Source organism: Venatorbacter sp. C2-1, from assembly GCF_022832715.1.
In the GTDB taxonomy this organism is placed as follows: Bacteria; Pseudomonadota; Gammaproteobacteria; order Pseudomonadales; family Oceanobacteraceae; genus Venatoribacter; species Venatoribacter alkanivorans.
On record NZ_CP094879.1, the window covers coordinates 3,524,368 to 3,543,894 of the forward strand.

The window sequence follows — 19,527 nt, forward strand, 5'->3', positions numbered from 1 at the left end:
AATCAAAAACTTAAAATAAATACACCCTGTTGTGCGGTGATGCTCCTGATGAGCACATTTCCAGATAACCTGAGCAGGCCTCTGATCAGAAAATCCCAGACTTATTCCTGAACAGTGGCCGGATCAGCAACCGACAAATCACAGGCTTTGCCCTGTCTGCGCACGTTGGTTGCGTTGCGTGCGCCAAGCGCTGAAGCGTTCCTGTGTGCCAATAACAAAGACAAAGAAAGCCGGTACAAAGAACACCGCCAGCACAGTGCCACTGAGCATGCCACCGAATACTCCGGTGCCGATGGCGTGCTGGGTTTCGGCACTGGCGCCGGAGGCGAGCATCAGCGGCAGCACACCGAGGGTAAAGGCCAGCGAGGTCATCAGAATCGGACGCAGGCGCAGGCGCGCGGCGGTCACCGCTGATTCGATCAGCGATGTTCCCTCTGCATGCAACTGACGGGCGAATTCGACGATCAGGATGGCATTCTTCGCCGACAGGCCGATGATGGTGATCATGCCAACCTTAAAGAACACGTCGTTGGGCATACCACGCAGCATCACCGCGGCCACTGCACCCAGCAGGCCGAGCGGCACCACCAGCATCACCGACAACGGAATCGACCAGCTTTCGTACAGCGCCGCCAGTACCAGAAAAACCACCAGCGCCGACAACAGCATCAGCAGCGGAGCCTGCGCCGCCGACTGGCGTTCCTGTAATGACGCCCCCGTCCAGGCTGCGGCATAGCCTTTTGGCAGCTGCGCCACCAGACGTTCCATTTCGGCCATCGCAGCACCGCTGGATACACCGGGCGCTGCACCTCCGGAAATACGCATTGCCGGAAAGCCCTGGAAGCGCAGCAACTGTTGCGCCGATTCGCTCCACACCGGCGTTACCACCTCGCGCAGCGCCACCATACCGCCACTGGTATTGCGCACGCGCAGATCAAGTACATCGTCCAGCTGCATACGAGCCGGGGCATCAGCCTGCAGGATGACCTGCTGCATACGGCCGGCATTGGGGAAATCATTAACGTACAGCGAGCCCATCGCCGCCGACAGCGTGTTGCTCACGTCAATAAAAGACAAACCCATGGCCGCGGCTTTCTGCCGGTCAATTGCAAGATGAATACTTTCACCGGGCGGCAGACCATCCGGATAAACGTCACTGACGATCCCGCTCTGTGCAGCCAGCTCCAGCAGCTGTGCCTGCGCCGCCAGCAAGGCAGCCTCGCCACGGTTAGCCCGATCCTGCAGGAACAGACTGAAACCGGAAGAGGTACCCAGCTCATCGATGGCCGGTGGCATCAGGCTCATCACCGTACCTTCGACGTTACCGGCCATAGCCTGCTGCGCCAGTTCAGCTTCTTCCGCTGCACTAGCACCATCTCGCTGATCCCAGTCTTTGAGCATGGTGAACGCCATCGCGGCATTGGGGCCGGAACCGGCAAAGCTGAAACCAAGCACCACCATGTTGGCATCGAGCGCCGGACGTGAAGCGACGTGTGCCTCATAGGCCTTCACCACCTCCAGCGTACGTTCGCTGGTAGCGCCGGTGGGCAGCTGAATAGAGGTCATAAAGTAGCCCTGATCTTCATCCGGCAGAAAGGATGAGGGCAATTGCTGAGCGGCAAGAATCAACACCATACAGAGCACAGCAAACGCCGCCATCATCCGTCCGCTGCGCCCGACCAGACGCGCCACCTGCGCACCATAGCCTGCGGTAAGACGCCCGAATCCCCGGTTAAAGGCACCGAAGAAACCGCGTTTTTCATGGTGGCCGGGGCTCACCGGACGCAATAGCGTGGCGCATAACGCTGGTGTCAGGCTCAGAGCAAGGAAGGCCGAGAACAGGATCGACACCGCCATCGACAGGGTGAACTGCTGGTAAATTACACCGACCGAACCGCTGCCGAAGGCCATGGGAATAAATACAGCGGTGAGTACCAGCGTAATGCCGATGATTGCCCCGGTGATTTCATTCATTGCCCGCATGGTCGCCTCTTTCGGTGACAGCCCCTGAGTGGCCATCAGCCGCTCGACGTTCTCCACCACCACGATGGCGTCGTCAACAATGATGCCGATGGCCAGCACCATACCGAACATGGTCAGCGAGTTGATCGAGAACCCGGCCAGCAACATCACGGCGAAGGTGCCGAGCAGCGCAATGGGCGCGACGATGGCCGGAATCAGCGTATAGCGCAGGTTCTGCAGGAACAGGAACATCACCAGAAACACCAGCACCATGGCCTCGAACAGGGTATAGATCACCTTTTCGATGGACACTTTGACGAAAGGCGCAGTATCGAACGGTACCGAATAAGCCATGCCCGCCGGCATGCCCGGCGCCAGCTCAGCCAGACGTTCGCGCACGGCTGCAGCGGTACGCACGGCATTGGCACCTGGCGATAACTGAATAGCCGCACTGGTCGCCACCACGCCATTTTCGCGGTTAGAAAACCCGTAAGACTGCGCCCCCAGCTCGACCCGTGCTACGTCACCGAGCAGCAGTGCTGAGCCATCGCTTCCGGCACGCAGAACAATAGCCGCGAACTGCTCCGGGGCCGTCAGTTGTCCCTGCACGGTCAGCGGTACGGTCAGGCGCTGGCCCGGCAGTGCGGGTTCGTCGCCAATGCGTCCGGGAGCGATCTGCACATTCTGCTGCTCAATGGCCGAAGCCAGTTCGTTCATGGTCAGGCCATAGGTGCTGAGCTTATCCGGGTCGACCCAGACGCGCATGGCCTGTTCGGCACCGAACAGCTGTACCCGCCCCACGCCATCGATGCGGCGCAACTCTTCGACGATATTGCGCGCCATGTAGTCGTTTAATGCGACTTCATCGAACTGGCCGCTGGGCGATGTCAGGCCGACCATCATCAGAAAGCCCGAAGACGCCGACTCGACCTGCAGCCCACTCTGTCGCACCGCTTGCGGCAGTCGCGGCTCGACAGCTTTGATGCGGTTCTGCACATCAACCTGCGCCAGTTCGGCGTCGGTACCGGGTTTAAACGTTGCCGTGATCTGTGCACTGCCTGAAGCATCGGTGGATGACTCGAAGTACAGCAGATTCTTTACCCCCGACAGCTCGCGCTCGATCAGGCTTACTACCGAGTCGTTGAGCGTCTGCGGTGTAGCCCCCGGATAAGAGGCATAAATACTGACCGACACCGGCGCCACCGGGGGATAGCGGGAGACCGGTAATTGCGGGATTGCGATTACGCCAATCAGGATGATGAATAAGGCGATTACCCAGGCAAACACCGGACGATTAATAAAAAACCGGGACATAACTACGCCTCCAAATTCAGTGCGCGTCAGCGCTGAGCTGCTGACTGCCCGCGGCGTTTTGCCAGGGGCGTGCGACAACCTGCGCGGCCGGGCTCAGGCGTTCGATACCCTCGATGACCACCTGCTGGCCTACACTCAAGCCGGATACCACGCGGTAATAACGCCCGCTCAGCTCGCCAACCTCGATGGCGACAGGCTGCACCTGTCCTTCAGCATCCAGCACCCACACGCTGGCATCACCCGCCGCACGGGTTACCGCTTCCTGAGGAACAGTCAGTGCAGCAGGATAGTAAGCACGGGGAACCCGGGCACGGACATAAAGACCCGGCAGTAAACGATGTTGCGGGTTTTCGGCCAGCACACGCAGCAGTACGTCGCCGGTACCGGCATCCACTTCAATACCCGAGAACAGGATATGGCCCTGAATGCCAAGCGGCTTACCATCGCTGTTGAGGATTTCCACGGCCGGTTTCGGGCCGTCTGGGGCGGTCTGCTGACGTATATATTCCAGCATTGAAGCTGGCAGACGTACGTCCACATACACCTGATCAATTTGCTGGATTCTTGCCATGGCGGTGGTGTCCGTCGGCGAAACCAAAGCACCTTCACTGACCAATGCCTGATCGATACGCCCGGAGATAGGCGCTTCAACACGGGCAAACTGCAAATTCAGTTTATGCCGTGCCAGCGTTGCTTTAGCCTGGGCAACGTCAGCCACAGCCTGATCACGTTGCGCCACCGCATCGTCATATACCTGACGGCTGACCGTACCGGCACGCATCAGCGGGGCAAGGCGATTCACTTCATGATGAGCCCTTTTCTGAACGACCTGGGTACGCTCTAAAGCAGCGGCTGCGCTATCAACATCGGCCTGAAATACCGCCGGGTTGATTTGAAACAGTACGTCTCCCGCCTTAACCTCAGCCCCCTGTTCAAACAGACGACGTTGTACAATACCGCTGACCTGCGCCCGTATTTCAGCATTACGGACAGCCTTTACCCGGCCGGACAGGTCTTTGGATAGCAGCAGTTCTCCTAGCTCCAGAGTCATCACCGACACCTCCACCGGAGGAGGCGTTTCCTGAGCCGGTACCGCCGGATCACAACCGGCCAGTCCGCACATGGCAATTACGGCTACCGACACAATGCTTAAGTGCCGTTGCTTGAAATACATAAATATTCTCCTCAGCCTCGCTGAACAGCGCTCTCCCAAATGGCGCGTTATCACGCGCCTGAGAACCAGAACGGAATTATGACGGGCAACTGTTGCGATGAACTTGAGGCTTTGTGGAGAACTTATGGAGAGAGTGATAATGTTCGGCCGTTTCAGTGTCAGAGCAATCCATGTCCAACACTAATACTCCTGCAGGCCCGGCAACTCCGGCACTCGTGTTGATTGCCGAAGATGAAACCGAGATTGCCGATATCCTTATTGCTTATCTGCAACGCAGCGGACTGCGCACGCAACACGCCACCGATGGCCATCAGGCGCTGGCCATGCACCAGACATGTAAGCCGGATCTGATGCTTCTTGATGTACAGATGCCGCAACTGGATGGCTGGAATGTTCTGAACGAAATCCGCTCCCGGGGCGATACACCGGTAATTATGCTCACCGCCCTCGATCAGGATATCGATAAGTTAATGGGACTGCGTCTGGGAGCAGACGACTATGTGGTTAAGCCATTCAACCCGGCCGAAGTGGTCGCCAGAGTACAGGCCGTGCTGCGGCGTACGCGGAATCATACGCCTGCCACGGCACAGGTGTTGCGCGTCGGGCAGTTCCAGATCGACCTGGACAGCTACGAAGCAAGCATCTTCCTTAATCATCAGCAGCAGAAACTCGATCTGACACTCACGGAATTCAAGCTGCTCGCCTGCCTGATGCGGGCGCCGAAACGTGTTTTCAGCCGCGAAGAACTGCTGGTCAGCTGCCTGCCCGAAGGCGACAGCCTGGAACGCACGGTCGACAGCCATATCAGCAAATTGCGTAAGAAACTTGAAGCCGCAGGGATTCAGGGAGTTCCCCTCAGTGTCTGGGGGGTGGGTTATCGTCTGGGGGATGATGTATGAAGCCAGTGGCCGGGTTACGCAGACAAATTATTCAGTCGCTGGCGCTGATGGCACTGGGCATCATTTTCCTGTCGGTGTTTGGTTCTTACGTATTCTATGCCATTGCGATGGCCTACCTGCCGGACAGTATTTCCGAAACCTGGGTACCTTCACGGGTGGAAATGATCTGGATCGTCTGCACCATCATTGCCGCTCTGGTGATGGCGTTGTTCGTCGCTGTTCGTTTGTCACGGCGGATTCTTACGCCACTGAACTCGGTGGCGGAAAGTCTGCGTGAACTGGCGGAGGGCAAGCTGGACGCCCGCGCTTTTATGGGGCGTTATTCTATGGGTGAAACCGCTCAGCTGGTGTGCGATTTCAATGCCATGGCCGAACGCCTGCAGAATATGACCCGCGAGCGCGAGTTCTGGAATGCTGCCGTGGCTCATGAGCTGCGCACTCCGGTTACCATTCTGCGTGGTCGCCTGCAGGGTTTGGCGGAAGGCGTATTCACTCCCAGCAGCGACCTGTTCCAGGGACTGCTGCGGCAAGTCGAAGGGCTGAACCGCCTGATCGAAGATTTGCGTGTGCTGAGCCTCAACGATAGCGGCCATCTGGAGTTACATCAGACCGAAGTGAAGCTGGCAGAGGAAATCAATGCGGTTATTGATTCTTTCGCTCCCCAGTTACACGCCAAAGGATTCAGGCTGAATCCGCTGCTCGATAGCACAATGCAGGTCTGGTGTGATGCCGTACGGATACGTCAGGCGCTCATGGCGCTGCTGGAAAATGCCTGTCAGCATGCCGACCCCGGAACCCTGACCATACATCTTCATCACGCAGAAAATACATGTTATCTGAGCGTGACAGACGAAGGCCCGGGCATCCCCGACGACGCTGCAAACCATATATTCGAAGCATTCCACCGGGTTGAACCATCGCGCTCACGGAAAAGTGGCGGCAGCGGTCTTGGCCTTGCCGTCGTCAAAGCCATCATAGAAGCCCACAACGGCCATGCCCTCTGCCAGCGCACAGCTCAGGGAGGAACAACCTTTACTCTTGCCTGGCCGGTTAGTGCCGCACCGGTGAGCCATTGATTCAAACAGAGTTATTACCATGACGGGCAACAAAATGCTCAGCGTTACCGCATCTGCTTTGTAGTCACGCTTCTGAAAAATAAATATCCGGATAACCTGCTCCGGTTACCGCCGCATCATCGGTCCGGCTTGGCTCACTGATTTCCCCTTACGGAATTTTTACGGCAACCCGCGCTTTGCTGTCTCGAATTTTTACAGCCTCCGGCCGGACAATAGCGTTGTTGCCTGTCCGCTGGGAGATGTGCTGCGTGTTAAGGCTTTTTCGTCCGGTTTTATTTGTCTGTGGTCTGCTGGCCTTTGTGATAGCCGCCCTGTTGCTGGTACCGGCCCTGTATTCTTTATTCTGCGGTGACGGTGAGTACCGCGCGTTCTTTCTTGCTGCCTGCATCGTTACGTTAATTGGCTGCACGCTGGTGGTGCCGGGCCTGAACCGTCCCTTTGCCTTAAACGCGCGCCAGTTGTATCTGCTGACCAGTCTGAGCTGGCTGATGCTGTCACTTTACAGCGCTCTGCCGCTGATTCTCGCCAACCATCCGCTAAATTTTTCCGATGCCGTATTTGAGGCGGTGTCAGGCATTACCACGACGGGTTCTACGGTATTGTCGCAGCTTAATACCCTGCCGCCCTCTATTCTGTTGTGGCGCTCAATGCTGCAGTGGATTGGGGGTTTTGGTGTGATTGGTATGGCGGTGTCGATTCTGCCGTTTCTGCGCGTCGGTGGTATGCGTCTGTTTCAGACTGAATCCTCCGACTGGTCGGATAAATCGCTGCCGCGTTTCCACGATCTCGCCCGCGCTCTGCTGTCGGTCTATTGTGGTTTTACCCTGCTCTGTGCATTTTGCTACTGGCTGGCAGGTATGACTCCCTTTGATGCCATCAACCACGCCATGACCACCGTTTCAACCGGCGGTTACGCTACCGATGACAGTTCCATGGGACGTTTTAACAGCACCATTCTGTGGATTTCGGTGGTGTTTATGTTGCTAGGGGGAATGCCGTTTACGCTGTTTATCCGCTTTGTGTCACAAAAGCGTCTGAGCGCACTGCGCGATCAGCAGGTATATGGTTTTTTACTGGTGGTACTGGTGCTGGTTTTCCTGCTCACCCTGCAGCTGTCACTGACTCAGGAACGTGATTTTTTTACCACGCTCACCCACGTTGCTTTTAATATTGTGTCGGTAATTACCACCACGGGTTATGCCTCACAGGATTACACCATGTGGGGCGTATTCAGTGTTTGTCTGTTCTTTTTTGTCACCTTTATTGGCGGTTGTTCTGGTTCAACCAGTGGCGGCATGAAGATATTCCGTTTTCAGCTGTCATGGCTGTTTCTGCGTGATCAGATGAATAAACTGGTGCATCCGCGCGGTACCTTTTCTATCCGCTACAACGGGAAAACCGTCTCCGACGATATTATGGTGTCGGCCGTCGCGTTCTCATTTTTATTCTTTCTGACCCTGACCATTACCAGTCTGGCGCTGGCGGCCACCGGACTGGATTTTGTTACCTCGTTTACCGGCGCCGCCACTGCACTGAGCAATGTCGGCCCGGGTTTAGGTGATATGATTGGTCCGGCCGGTAACTTTGCTCAGGTAACGGATGGCGCAAAATGGATTCTCAGTTTTGCCATGATTCTGGGGCGTCTGGAGCTGCTTACCGTCATGGTGCTGCTGAGCCCGGTATTCTGGAGAGGATGATTGTATGCTGCTGAACGATAATAGCAGGTGGCGCTGGTCACACTGGCTACTGGCCCTGGCCGCGCCGTTACTGGCCACGCTGGTATGCTGGTTTTTTTCCGACCTTTTACCGGCCGCCAGCCTTGCCTTATTTTATCTGGCAGCGGTACTGCTCACGGCCGTCTCCACCGCCATCCGCCCGGCATTGCTGAGCGCGGTTGTTTCCTTTCTGTCGTACAACTTCTTTTTTACCGCGCCACACTTCACCCTGTTTATTCTGCATCGCGAAGATATTCTCACCGCCTCTTTGCTGATTCTGGTCGCGCTGGTTACCGGCCAGCTGGCCGCGGGTTTACGGGAAAAAGTCGATGCCCTGCAAAACAGCGAACGCTGGACTAAACAACAGATGATGCTGGCACAGTCACTGGCTTCCTGTGTGCAGGCCGGAGAACTGATTGATATTTTTCTGCAGGAAGTACAGGCCCTGTTCCGACCCGATTTATTGGCACCAGACACTCAGTCCGTTGTCCACACCCGCGCCAGCAACGAACGCAACGGTGTTAAGAAAGGCAGTTTAAGCAGCCACTGGAATAATCATTGTTTTCATATCGTGCTGTGCGACAACGATCAGCATCTGCACGAAATTCAGTTACCACTGAAAGCGCCGGTGAATGCCTGGCTGAAAACCCGTATTGAAGCCACCGCCGAAATTCTGCGCCTCGCCTGGAGCCGGGTATTACTGGTCGAAAATCTGCAACAGGAAACCGTGATTAAAGAGCGCGAACAATTGCGCTCGGCCCTGTTGTCATCCATTTCCCACGATTTACGCACACCACTGGCCACCATGATTGGATCGGTCAGCAGCCTGTGTGATTTGCGCCCAAGCCTGAGCGAAGCACAACAGGATGAACTGTTAAAAAATACACTGTCGGAAGCACGCCGCCTCGACCGTTATATTCAGAAATTACTGGATATGACCAAGATCGGTCAGGGTGAATTAAAACTGGAGCGCGACTGGGCCGGCATCGACGATATACTCAGCGTTTCTCTTAAACGCCTGCAGCCGTTACTCGACGGCCAGCAGATTATTACCCGGATCGATCCGGAATTACCCCTGCTCTACGTCCATGCCGCGCTGCTGGAACAGGCCACCTTTAATGTGCTGGAAAATGCCGTACGCTACACCCCGGCCGGTAAAAATATTCAGATTAATGCCCATGCCAGCGGCAACCGTCTGCTGATTGATATTGCCGACTCCGGGCCGGGTATTCCGCCGGAACACTGGCCGCATATTTTTGATATGTTTTTTACCCTCGCCAAAGGTGATCAGCAGACCGGCGGCACCGGCCTCGGCCTGACCATCTGTCAGGGAATTCTCGCCGCCCATGGTGGCAGCGCCAATATTCTTTACAGCTCCACAGAACAGGGCACCTGTTTCCGCCTCAGCCTGCCTGTGGATAATGCCGTACCTGGAAACAATGCTGAGCCTATGGATAACACCAACCGGGGAACGCTATGACGCGCATTCTGATCATTGATGATGAACCGCAGATCCGCCGCTTTTTAACCATCAGTCTGGAATCGCAGGGCTATCAGCTGAGTGAAGCCGATACCGGCCGCCGCGGGCTTGAACAGATTGCGCTGGAGCAACCGGATCTGATTATTCTTGATCTTGGCTTGCCCGATATCGATGGCCAGCAGGTATTGCGTGAATTACGCACCTTCTGTGAAACGCCGGTCATTGTGTTATCGGTGCGCAACAGCGAGCGGGAAAAAGTGGAAGCGCTGGATAATGGCTGTAACGACTATGTGGAAAAACCCTTTGGTGTAAAAGAATTACTGGCCCGCATCCGTGCTGTTTTGCGCAGCGCCAGTGGTAAAGAACAGGCGCCAATGGGCTACGACGACGGTCATTTAAAAGTGGATTTACCCTCACGCACCGTCAGCGTCGATGGTGAACGCATCCGCTTTTCGCCGCGGGAATATGAATTATTGCTGGAGCTGATCCAGCACCCGGGGCAAATACTGACGCAGCAATATCTGCTGCGAAAATACTGGGGTGACAGTCATATTGAAGACAGCCATTACCTGCGTATTTTTATCCGCCAGATCCGTAATAAACTCGGTGACGACCCGACCAGACCGGCTTATATCGAAACCGATGCCGGCGTTGGCTATCGTTTTATTGGCGAATTAAAAAGCCTCTGAATTCCGGTAAGCTGGACCTGCTGTATCAGCGTCGCCGGTATTGCTGAGGTGTCATACCGCTCCAGCGTTTAAAGGCTTCGCGGAAACTGAGCAGATCTTTAAAGCCACAGGCGCTGGCAACAGAGCTGACTTTCTGTTGCTGGTCATCCAGCAGCAACATGGATTTTTTCAGTAATTCTTCATCGCTGATCTGGCGGAAGGTCAGCCCCGCTTCCTGTAATTTTCGTCTTAATGTGCGCGGCGAAAGATTTAAACCGGCAGCAACATCATCTAATGCCAGACGTTGTTCGCTGCCCTGAATCAATGCCCGCACCTGCCAGCCGATATCACCCTTCTGTACCTGCAGCACCCGTTTCAGTTCGGCCTCGGCCACCAGCATGGCCTGTTGTTTGGCTGCCGGATTCGCCAGAGGCAGGGGCTGATGCATGGTATCGCGGTCGATGCAGAAACCACTGACCGGTGAATTAAACTGCACCTTAGCGGCAAAATAACGTTCATAGTCTGCCGCGTGAGGTGGTGGCGGATAATTCAGACGAATTTCAGTGAAATAAAATTCGCGGCCCAGTAATTGAGCAATCTGTACCTGCAGGCTGGTGAACAGCATTTCATGGGCAAACACCGAATTCAGCGGATATTCCATGCCCTCGCGTTTGCGCACTTCAATATCATAACCACCCTCACGCATCGCGGCCGTCAGGGTAAAACGGCTGCGCAATAACACCCGCAGCTGATTGGCAGTAGCCAGTGCATCGCCCAGGGTTTTGCTGCTGAACAGCGCCGCCGACAATAACCCCCAGCGCGACAGATTAAGCGCCTGCCCCAGTGCCAGACCAAAATCCGCACGCGCCGCCAGACGGTACAGATTGCGGTAAATCCGGTCGAACTGCTCCGACGATACCAGCGAGCCGGCCCGGCTCAGCTGTGCTTCATCCAGCCCGGTACCAAGCAGCGCCTGCGCCGGAACAATACCTTCGCGGCGCATAAACTGCTTCAGCAGAAACAACTCTGCACCGGGGTAGATTGCCTGTTGCTGTAGCTGGCTCATCATCTTTCCTGAGTGGTGTGCGGACAATAAACGGGGTCTTTCGGACAAAAACCATAGGGTTTAAGGCCATTTAACGCTTTTAAGGTAGCCTTAACAACCAGATTAGCGGCTAATGTATTCTGAACCGGTGGCCATTTGCACTGCTTTACCGCAGCCGCCGGAGTGACAGGATTATCTGCAACAGGAAACAGGTTATGAGCATAATAAAAAAATATATCCCGGATTCACCGGCATTCGGAAAAGATACGCTACAGCAGTCCGATGCGCAGCGTATTGAAACCATCCGCAGCGTTATCCGTACTGCCGGTGATGATGCCCGCCGCCGCTACCCGATTCTCGCTAATCAGAATCTTATTGGTATGAGCGTTTTTCTGTTTGCCATCAGCGCTATTCTGCTGACGGGCTTTGCTTACTGGCAGGGCATGATCAGCGCCTGGCTGTGTATTCCGACGGTCGCTTTTTTAACCTCGCTGCTGCATGAGCTGGAGCACGATTTAATTCACTGGCAATACTTTAAAAACAACAAACTGATTCACCATTTAATGATGGCCGGTGTGTGGATTTTCCGTCCGGGAACAATTAACCCCTGGATTCGCCGCCACCTGCATTTTCTGCATCATAAAACCTCAGGTACCGAGGCCGACATCGAAGAGCGCGGTATCGGCAATGGCCGCACCTTCGGACCACTGCGCTGGCTGATTATGCTGGATACCTTTGTTGGAAATTTCACCCGCGCCCTGGTCGAAGCGCCAAAGGGTAAAAAGCTGTATCACGCTGCCCGTGTGCTGGCCGCGAACTTTCCCCTGCCATGGATCACCGCCAGCATCTGGTACAGCGTACTGGGCTACCATGCGATTAATCTGATTGCGCCTTATTTTGGTGTTATTCCGGCGTGGTCGGCCGAAACCCTGGCGCGCTTTGAACTGCTGGATAAATGGGTGGTGGTATTAATTGCGCCGTTCTATCTGCGTTCGTTCAGCATTAACTTTATCAGCTCGAATATGCACTACTACGGCAACGTTAATTCCGTACTACAGCAAACACAGGTATTAACCAACCCACTGTTCTGGCCGCTGCAGGTATTCTGTTTTAATTTCGGCAGCACCCACGGCATTCACCATTTTGTGGTTGGCGAGCCCTTTTATATCCGCCAGCTGACGGCCAGAGCCGCGCATAAAGTGATGAAAGAAAATGGCGTGCCGTTTAATGATCTGGCGACCTTTAAGCGCCATAACCGTTATCAGCCAGCGGCTGGCCGTGTGGTTGGTGAGCAGGTTAATGCAGGGGTCTGAATAACGTGCAGCCAGCCAGGCTACCACGCAGAGCGTGGGAGCCAGATAAATGCTGGTGTTTAAGAACAAGCCTTAGAGACACTGCTATCCCACAGTTTTTAATCAGCACCGTAGCTGACAAGGACAGCATTTTTTAACATCCAAGCCCAATGCCTCCCAGGGGAACTTATCCCCTTGCCGGCGGGCCGACCCCAGCTTCGCGCTGTGCAGGCCTTTTTCCTCCATTCAGACCACCTCGGTCACGGCAACGCGGATAATGGGCCATCCATGGCCCTATCCGCTCGCTCTGCATCCATGCAGAGACGTACCGGCTCAGTGCTCTTCATTCCGGCGTCCTGCAGGCGCATTGATTATTCCGCCAAGCGGCTTTTCAGAATGGACATTATTGTTCGATAAAAACGGCGTTGCGGCTGAGATAAACCGCGCCTCTGGGCCCGCCGCCATGAGCGATAGTTTTTAAGATCTGTCTGGCATGGATGCCAGACAAGCGTATGTGGCCATGGATGGCCAATATACGCGTGGTCAGTAAAAACCGAGTGAATAAGGATCACGGGCCAGAAAGCGCAAAGCAGGGGCCCGGGGAGAAGTTCCCCGGATTGGGGCGCAGGGGCTTGCCCCGCAAGGGCTGTTCACATGCAATCAACCGGCTGGTTAGTGAACCGTATTTTGCCTCTGCAGGGCTTTTACTTAATCAGGCAGCAAACTCAGTTCGCCACCCACTTACCTTCCTGTGCACGGTCAGAAGCATTCAGCCACACATGGCTCATACCACCTTTAACCGCTTTCAGCGCTTCATTGGCCTTGCTGTTGGTCGGTACAGCAAAGTGGTAGCTGCCACCTAACTGTGAACAGGCTTGCGCACCATCGGTCCAGCGACCAGCCCAGGCGCTGATCGCCCAGTTGCCGTTGTTGTCTTCACAGGCGAAGTGATGGTTGTTGTTACAGTCTGCGTCATCCCAGCGGCCATTACCCCACTGCACGGCGCAATCCTGATTGCCGTTGTAGTTATTTGGCTCACCGTTATCCCATGACCAGACACCGGCTGCCATACGGCCGTCGTTATAGGTCAGCTTGTCGAGGTTGACGATATTCACGCCGTTTTTAAACGCCTGAACCACGTCGGCACTTTCGATACGGCTCACAGCACCACCGGTAAAGAAGGCACCAATGGCACCCACGGCGGTGCGGTCTTCCCAGGTACGGCCAATGTCACCCAGCCCGGTAAAGGCGAGGTTTTTCATGCCGCTGTTATCCGAGCAACCACCGTCTTTCCACAGCACAACCTGTTTACCGGCGGCACGCACCTGAGCTTTGGTCAGGTTGGATGGGATGCTCTTACAGCCATTGCTGGCGTAGATTTTTCCGTTCAGTTTGCTGTTCAGAATGTTCAGCAGTTCCTGATGATGACCATCGGTGTGATCTTCAAAATACAGAATGATCACTTCCTGCGGATTGTCGTTCAGCCAGTTCGCCACTTCCTGCACACCATCGCTGACGCGGCGGTCAGTCAGGCTGCAACCCACATGCAGATCGCCCCATTCGGTGCCGATACCGGAGTGACACAGCAGCAGGTCAGTACCCCACTCCCACGGCCAGCCATGGGTATGCGCGGTCCAGTGTGCATCCAGCTCAACAAAACGTGCGCCGATACGCAGCTGATCGTAGATTGAGTGCTTCTGCTGCGGATCGAGATAACGGGTCGGGTCGCTGTAGACCGAAGAGTTATAGGTATTGTGCGAGCCAAGCATGCTGTTATCCGCCAGCGGCGAGTTCATATCGATACTGCGCTGATGAGCCAGTGCTTTGCCTGCCCAGCTGTTCTGAAAATCGGTAATAGGGTCGCTTGGCGGGGTTGAGCTCATGGCTAGCGCACCGGCAGAAGCCAGCATACCAAGGGAAAATGCGAGGGTTGTTTTCATAGGGTCACCTGTGCAGAGAACGAGCGACCTCAGCTTCAGAGAAGTCAGAGGTTATTATTATTTTTACCAGCAATATAGAACCATCGTTCTATGTCGTTGGCCTGTTTTTACAACAAGCTCTGCACCGCTGTCAGCCCTCTTTTCCCCGAGATGCAGGAACTGGCACGGATTGATCCACCACAGACCAATCATGGCCCGATTCGCCCTGTTTTATACCTCCGGCTCTTCACCGCTGCGCGCCAGCCACAACTGCACATCAGGGTAAGCCAGCAATGCCTGCTTACCCTGTGGTGTGGCAGCAATCGCCTGTAACTGTACGGCCACAGCAATATCAGCCAGCGTTATCTGCTCGCCCACCAGCCAGTCGCGCTCATATAACAAGGCATTCAGCATCTGCAGGTGCTGATCGAGCTCCGTCAGTACCTGCGCCAATGATTTACGCCCCATGCCCTGGGCTTTCAGCTGTTTCATCATGGTGGCCGGCACTATCGGCCGGGCAATGGCGGAAAACCAGGCCGGGTCAGCAGCACAGACACGCCCTGCCCAGTAGCTGCGGTTTTCTTTCACCGCAAAGCGCAGGTACACCTCAAGGAAATACAGACTCTCATCGGCCCAGTCTTCCCACAGATGCACCTGTGCACGCTGCTGTTCATCGTCTGGTATCAGTGGCACAACCGCCGGAAAACGCCGCTCCAGTTCACGCACAATCAGGCTCGAATCCGCCAGACGCTCACCACCGAACTCCAGTACCGGCAACTTACCCTGCGGGCTGAGACGTTTGACCTCGCCCAGCTGTGAACCCAGCGCGCCGATATTGTGAACCTGATAATCCAGCCCTTTGAGCTGCAGCACGCGCCGGACTTTGGCGCAGAATGGGGATATTTCGTACTGGTGCAGCAGGGTATTGTTCATGGCTTAACCTTGTTTTTATTGGATGGCGAGACTCACAGCCGCGGCAATCCGTCGCGCTGAGCACTGGTCAGTGCAACGGTGCATTTCAACTATTTACTGATGTTAATTCAGTGGTAACCTTGGGTCACTTAGAGTTTTACCCATCCGAAAAATAAGCGACAGGCAGGCAACCATGATCAGGCTGACCGTAAATGGTGTGGAACACACACTGGATGTTGAGGGCGATACCCCACTGTTATGGGTGGTACGCGATGTTCTGGGCTTAAAAGGCAGCAAGTTTGGCTGCGGTGCGGGCCTGTGTGGCGCCTGCACCATGCATCTGAATGGTCAGCCAATCCGCACCTGCATTATGCCGCTGTCGGCGGTTGCCGGGCAAAACATCACCACCATCGAAGGGCTGAGCCCGGCCAACGCCACGCCACAGCAGCTGACGCCGGTACAACAGGCCTGGCTGGAGCTGAACGTACCGCAATGTGGCTACTGCCAGTCCGGGCAGATCATGGCCGCCACTGCGCTGCTGGCCAGTAACCCGAATCCCAGCGATGCCGATATCGACAACGCCATGAGCGGCAATATCTGCCGCTGCGGTACTTATCCGCGCATCCGTTCTGCCATTCATAAAGCGGCGGGCATGATGAGTGCTGTCAGCCATCCGCAAGCCGCGCGCAACGGCGAACTGTTCAGTGAAGTCACTCTGCCGCAAGCGACCAATTCAGAGGAGCTGAGCCATGGATAAGTCCTTACGCACCAGCACCAATACCAACACCGGTCTCAGCCGCCGCTCCTTCTTAAAAGCCAGCGCCCTGTCATCCGGTGGTCTGCTGCTCAGTGTTGCCCTGCCCGGCTGTACCGCCATCGGCATGAAAAATCAGGGCATGGTCAGCGCCGGCGAATGGCAGAGCAATGCCTGGCTGCGCATCGACACCGATAACCGCATTACCTTTATCCTCGACCGCGTTGAAATGGGTCAGGGCACCTATACCGGTCTGGTCACCCTGCTGGCCGAAGAGCTGGAAGTCGACCCGACGCTGGTACAGGTCGAGTTTGCCGGCGTCGGCAGCGCCTACGATAACCCGCTGTACAAACTGCAGATCACCGGTGGCTCCACCAGTGTGGCCAGCAGCTTTAAGCGCATCCGTCTGGCCGGTGCCAGCGCGCGTGAAATGCTGAAGCAGGCCGCCGCTCAGGTCTGGGCGCTGGAGAACACCAGCACCCTGCACTGCGACAACGGTCAGGTGATTCACAGCAGCGGAAAAACCCTCAGCTACGGCGAACTGGCGAGCATTGCCGCCACCTTCTCCGTGCCGGAAGACACCGCACTGAAATCGCCGGATGAATACCGCTATATCGGTAAATACAACAAGCGTCTGGATGCCCTGCAGAAAGTAACGGGCCAGGCTGTCTATGGCGTCGACGTTGAACTGCCGGGCATGCTCTATGCCGTAATCAGCCGCGCGCCGGCCTTTGGTGGCACGGTCAAAACCCTCGACAGCAGCGCGGCCAAAGCCGCCAGCGGTGTAGTTGATGTATTCCAACTACAAGCCGCCGGGCGCTCAGGAGTCGCCGTAGTCGCCCGTTCTTACTGGCAGGCGCGTAAGGCACAGCAATTACTGCAGATCGAGTGGCAAACGCCGGAGATCGCGCCCAGCAGCGACGCCATTTTTGCTCAGTACGCCCGCGATCTGGATAACGAAGACGGTGAACAGGTACGCGACGACGGCGACTTCGACGCTGCCGCCGAACAGGCCGCCAGCACCTTAACCGCCGAGTATCAGTTGCCCTATCTGGCCCACGCCACGCTGGAACCACAGAACTGTGTGGTGAAGGCCGACGCCGATGGTATGGAAGTCTGGGCGCCGACCCAGTCCGCCAGCATGGCGCGGGTCGCGGCCGGTAAACACAGCCGCTACAGCCTCGATGACATTGTGATTCACACCACCTGGATTGGCGGCGGTTTTGGCCGCCGTATCCTGCAGGATTACGTCGCCGAATGTGCGGTGATTGCCGACCGCCTGCAACAGCCGGTGAAGCTGATCTGGAACCGTGAAGAAGACACCGCCCACGACTGGTATCGCCCGGCCAGCCTGCATCGTCTGCAGGCAACGATTGGCGCCGATGGCAAAGCCAGCGGCTGGCAGCACCGCATTGCTCACCCGAAAGTATTCGAGTGGTTTGTCGGCGATGCCGCCCCGGCGCAGTATCCCTTTATGCCGAAACTGATGTTCCCGATGCTGGCCGGTGCCGGCAAGCTGGGCGAAGGCATTCTGGCGCCGAAAGACAGCTCCGGCTACGAAGGCGCCAACGACGTGCCTTACGCGCTGGGCAATATCGACGTGCGCTTTATCCACAGCGAACCGGGAGTACCCGTTGGTTACTGGCGCTCGGTGGGCTTCTCGCACAATGGCTTTGTGACCGAGAGCTTTATCGACGAACTGGCCCACCAGCAGAAGCAGGACCCGCTGAACTTCCGCCTTGAGCTGCTGGCACAGCATCCGCGCGCGCAAAGCCTGCTGCGCCGCGTGGCGCAACTGGCCGACTGGGGCCGGCCGCTGCCGGGTTGCCATCAGGGCGTGGCGATTCATAAAAGCTTTAACACCTGGGTCGCACAGATTGCCGATGTGCAGGTTGAGGGTAAAACCTTCAGCGTTAAGCGTGTGGTCTGCGCCGTCGACTGCGGTCAGGCGGTTAACCCGGATATGATCCGCGCGCAAATGGAAGGCGGCATTAACTTTGCCCTCACCGCCGCACTGTACGGCAATATCACGCTGAAAGACGGCGCCGTACAGCAGAGCAACTTCCACGACTACGCCCTGCTGCGTATGCCGGAAGCGCCGGCCATTGTGGTCGATATTGCCGACAACCAGTACGATCCGACCGGTGTGGGTGAACCGGGCGTGCCGCCACTGGCACCGGCGGTGGCCAATGCGCTGTTTTCCGCCACCGGCCAGCGTCTGCGTCGTCTGCCGTTGCACCTGGCGTAAGGCTCAGAGGACGTATGCAGCCGTCTGCTCCAGCCACTGAGCACATAGCGCGTTTCGAGCTGAATAGCGCGCCCAGTACCGATCAGCACGTACTGCACTCAGCCGCGCAATGGCTGAGTGCCGGCAGCCCGGTCTGGCTCGCCACCGTGGTCGCCACCTATGGCAGCAGCCCGCGTCCGGTGGGTTCGCTGCTGGCCTGGTCGGCCGACTTCGGTATGGCCGGTTCGCTGTCGGGTGGCTGCGTGGAAGAAGATCTGATTGCCCGGCTGCGCGCCGGTCAGGTGAATGGCAGCCAGCCACAGCTGCTGCTGTTTGGTGATAATGCCGCCGAGCAGGCGCGTTATCGCCTGCCCTGCGGTGGTCATCTGCAGATATTGCTGCAGCGGCTTGGTAAAGATGATCTGGCCGGTATTCAACAGATGCTGACCTGGCTGAGTTCACGCACGCCCTTTGTGCGCGAGGTGAGTTTGCATGCATCAGAGCAGCGCCTGACACTGTTGCAGCATGATTCTCCGCAAACATGCCGGTTAACCTCTGAATACTTTATCCAGCCATTTCAGCCGTCGTATCAGCTGTTGATTGTCGGTGCCGGCGAAGTCACCCGTCACCTGGCGGCACTGGCACAACCGGCCGGTTTTGCCGTGACCATCTGCGACCACCGTGAAGAGTTTCTGCAGGGCTTCGACGCCCCCGGCGCCGAGCTGCTGTGCGCCATGCCCGATACCCTGATCAGCCAGCGCTTTGCCGATTCGCACAGTGCCATTGTCGCGCTGGCCCACGACCCGCGCCTCGACGATATGGCCATGCTCGATGCCTTCGACACCCGCGCTTTTTATATCGGCGCTATGGGTTCGCTTGCTACCTCCGCCAAACGCCGTGAGCGCTTAACCGGGCTGGGTGTCAGCAGCACACAGCTGCAGCGCCTGCATGCGCCTATCGGGCTGGATATCGGCAGTAAAACGCCATACGAAATTGCCCTGTCGGTGCTTGCCCACCTGCTGGCAGAACGTCCGCAGCGCAGCTAATACGGCGTATTCCCTTTGGGCCTGCTGTGGTACTGTCATCAGCC

14 protein-coding genes are annotated in these 19,527 nt (G+C 56.5%); 9 read left to right on the forward strand and 5 right to left on the reverse strand.

The annotated features are described in order from the left end of the window. Positions 1-138: 138 nt before the first annotated feature. Both MT343_RS15825 and MT343_RS15830 read right to left on the reverse strand, forming a co-directional pair. The gene (locus MT343_RS15825) at positions 139-3,276 is read right to left on the reverse strand and encodes a multidrug efflux RND transporter permease subunit (protein ID WP_145466436.1); all 3,138 of its coding nucleotides are present in this window, start codon (positions 3,274-3,276) and stop codon (positions 139-141) included. Positions 3,277-3,292: 16 nt separating this feature from the next. Next, positions 3,293-4,450 (reverse strand): efflux RND transporter periplasmic adaptor subunit, encoded by a 1,158-nt coding sequence (locus MT343_RS15830; protein WP_145466437.1) that lies wholly within the window; start codon positions 4,448-4,450, stop codon positions 3,293-3,295. A gap of 170 nt (positions 4,451-4,620) precedes the next feature. Here MT343_RS15830 and MT343_RS15835 point away from each other — a divergent pair, with 170 nt between their 5' ends. The 5 genes from MT343_RS15835 to MT343_RS15855 all read left to right on the forward strand — a co-directional run bounded on the left by MT343_RS15835 (position 4,621) and on the right by MT343_RS15855 (position 10,309). Next, entirely contained in the window at positions 4,621-5,349 is a 729-nt protein-coding gene (locus tag MT343_RS15835) for a response regulator (RefSeq protein ID WP_145466438.1), read from the forward strand. Continuing rightward, entirely contained in the window at positions 5,346-6,425 is a 1,080-nt protein-coding gene (locus MT343_RS15840) for an ATP-binding protein (RefSeq protein ID WP_145466439.1), read from the forward strand. The genes MT343_RS15835 and MT343_RS15840 overlap by 4 nt, the downstream gene beginning before the upstream one ends. A 239-nt stretch (positions 6,426-6,664) precedes the next feature. Beyond that, the gene (locus MT343_RS15845; RefSeq protein WP_145466769.1) at positions 6,665-8,122 is read left to right on the forward strand and encodes a TrkH family potassium uptake protein; all 1,458 of its coding nucleotides are present in this window, start codon (positions 6,665-6,667) and stop codon (positions 8,120-8,122) included. A gap of 4 nt (positions 8,123-8,126) precedes the next feature. Further along, positions 8,127-9,620: a sensor histidine kinase gene (locus MT343_RS15850; protein ID WP_145466440.1), complete on the forward strand. Its 1,494-nt coding sequence runs from the start codon at positions 8,127-8,129 to the stop codon at positions 9,618-9,620. Then, on the forward strand, positions 9,617-10,309 hold the full coding sequence (locus MT343_RS15855; RefSeq protein WP_145466441.1) for a response regulator: 693 nt from the start codon (positions 9,617-9,619) through the stop codon (positions 10,307-10,309). Before MT343_RS15850 ends, MT343_RS15855 begins: the two co-directional genes overlap by 4 nt. 25 nt (positions 10,310-10,334) lie before the next feature. On the opposite strand, the gene MT343_RS15860 is transcribed toward MT343_RS15855, so the two are convergent. Further along, complete coding sequence (locus MT343_RS15860) at positions 10,335-11,354, reverse strand: AraC family transcriptional regulator (protein ID WP_186435768.1); 1,020 nt, start codon at positions 11,352-11,354, stop codon at positions 10,335-10,337. A 194-nt stretch (positions 11,355-11,548) separates the two neighbouring features. On the opposite strand from MT343_RS15860, the gene MT343_RS15865 reads away from it, so the two are divergent. After that, a complete protein-coding gene (locus MT343_RS15865; protein WP_145466443.1) occupies positions 11,549-12,646 on the forward strand; it encodes a fatty acid desaturase in 1,098 nt (365 codons plus the stop codon). A gap of 704 nt (positions 12,647-13,350) precedes the next feature. Here MT343_RS15865 and MT343_RS15870 read toward each other — a convergent pair. Both MT343_RS15870 and MT343_RS15875 read right to left on the reverse strand, forming a co-directional pair. Then, positions 13,351-14,565, reverse strand: a complete 1,215-nt coding sequence (locus tag MT343_RS15870; RefSeq protein ID WP_145466444.1) for a phosphatidylinositol-specific phospholipase C domain-containing protein — start codon at positions 14,563-14,565, stop codon at positions 13,351-13,353. A 210-nt stretch (positions 14,566-14,775) separates the two neighbouring features. Beyond that, on the reverse strand, positions 14,776-15,477 hold the full coding sequence (locus MT343_RS15875; RefSeq protein ID WP_145466445.1) for a glutathione S-transferase family protein: 702 nt from the start codon (positions 15,475-15,477) through the stop codon (positions 14,776-14,778). Between the two features lie 172 nt (positions 15,478-15,649). On the opposite strand from MT343_RS15875, the gene MT343_RS15880 reads away from it, so the two are divergent. Genes MT343_RS15880 through MT343_RS15890 form a run of 3 tightly spaced genes read left to right on the forward strand, consistent with a single transcriptional unit; the run spans position 15,650 to position 19,483 of the window. Beyond that, on the forward strand, positions 15,650-16,213 hold the full coding sequence (locus MT343_RS15880) for a (2Fe-2S)-binding protein (RefSeq protein WP_145466446.1): 564 nt from the start codon (positions 15,650-15,652) through the stop codon (positions 16,211-16,213). Then, entirely contained in the window at positions 16,206-18,458 is a 2,253-nt protein-coding gene (locus MT343_RS15885) for a xanthine dehydrogenase family protein molybdopterin-binding subunit (protein ID WP_145466447.1), read from the forward strand. The genes MT343_RS15880 and MT343_RS15885 overlap by 8 nt, the downstream gene beginning before the upstream one ends. 14 nt (positions 18,459-18,472) lie before the next feature. Next, positions 18,473-19,483 (forward strand): XdhC family protein, encoded by a 1,011-nt coding sequence (locus MT343_RS15890; RefSeq protein ID WP_145466448.1) that lies wholly within the window; start codon positions 18,473-18,475, stop codon positions 19,481-19,483. Positions 19,484-19,527 lie beyond the last annotated feature (44 nt).

Bases quoted from the DNA above. Each gene is read 5' to 3' on its own strand.
- MT343_RS15825 (WP_145466436.1), bottom strand. From the start codon at position 3,276: ATGTCCCGGTTTTTTATTAATCGTCCGGTGTTTGCCTGGGTAATCGCC.
- MT343_RS15830 (WP_145466437.1), bottom strand. From the start codon at position 4,450: ATGTATTTCAAGCAACGGCACTTAAGCATTGTGTCGGTAGCCGTAATT.
- MT343_RS15835 (WP_145466438.1), top strand. From the start codon at position 4,621: ATGTCCAACACTAATACTCCTGCAGGCCCGGCAACTCCGGCACTCGTG.
- MT343_RS15840 (WP_145466439.1), top strand. From the start codon at position 5,346: ATGAAGCCAGTGGCCGGGTTACGCAGACAAATTATTCAGTCGCTGGCG.
- MT343_RS15845 (WP_145466769.1), top strand. From the start codon at position 6,665: ATGTGCTGCGTGTTAAGGCTTTTTCGTCCGGTTTTATTTGTCTGTGGT.
- MT343_RS15850 (WP_145466440.1), top strand. From the start codon at position 8,127: ATGCTGCTGAACGATAATAGCAGGTGGCGCTGGTCACACTGGCTACTG.
- MT343_RS15855 (WP_145466441.1), top strand. From the start codon at position 9,617: ATGACGCGCATTCTGATCATTGATGATGAACCGCAGATCCGCCGCTTT.
- MT343_RS15860 (WP_186435768.1), bottom strand. From the start codon at position 11,354: ATGAGCCAGCTACAGCAACAGGCAATCTACCCCGGTGCAGAGTTGTTT.
- MT343_RS15865 (WP_145466443.1), top strand. From the start codon at position 11,549: ATGAGCATAATAAAAAAATATATCCCGGATTCACCGGCATTCGGAAAA.
- MT343_RS15870 (WP_145466444.1), bottom strand. From the start codon at position 14,565: ATGAAAACAACCCTCGCATTTTCCCTTGGTATGCTGGCTTCTGCCGGT.
- MT343_RS15875 (WP_145466445.1), bottom strand. From the start codon at position 15,477: ATGAACAATACCCTGCTGCACCAGTACGAAATATCCCCATTCTGCGCC.
- MT343_RS15880 (WP_145466446.1), top strand. From the start codon at position 15,650: ATGATCAGGCTGACCGTAAATGGTGTGGAACACACACTGGATGTTGAG.
- MT343_RS15885 (WP_145466447.1), top strand. From the start codon at position 16,206: ATGGATAAGTCCTTACGCACCAGCACCAATACCAACACCGGTCTCAGC.
- MT343_RS15890 (WP_145466448.1), top strand. From the start codon at position 18,473: ATGCAGCCGTCTGCTCCAGCCACTGAGCACATAGCGCGTTTCGAGCTG.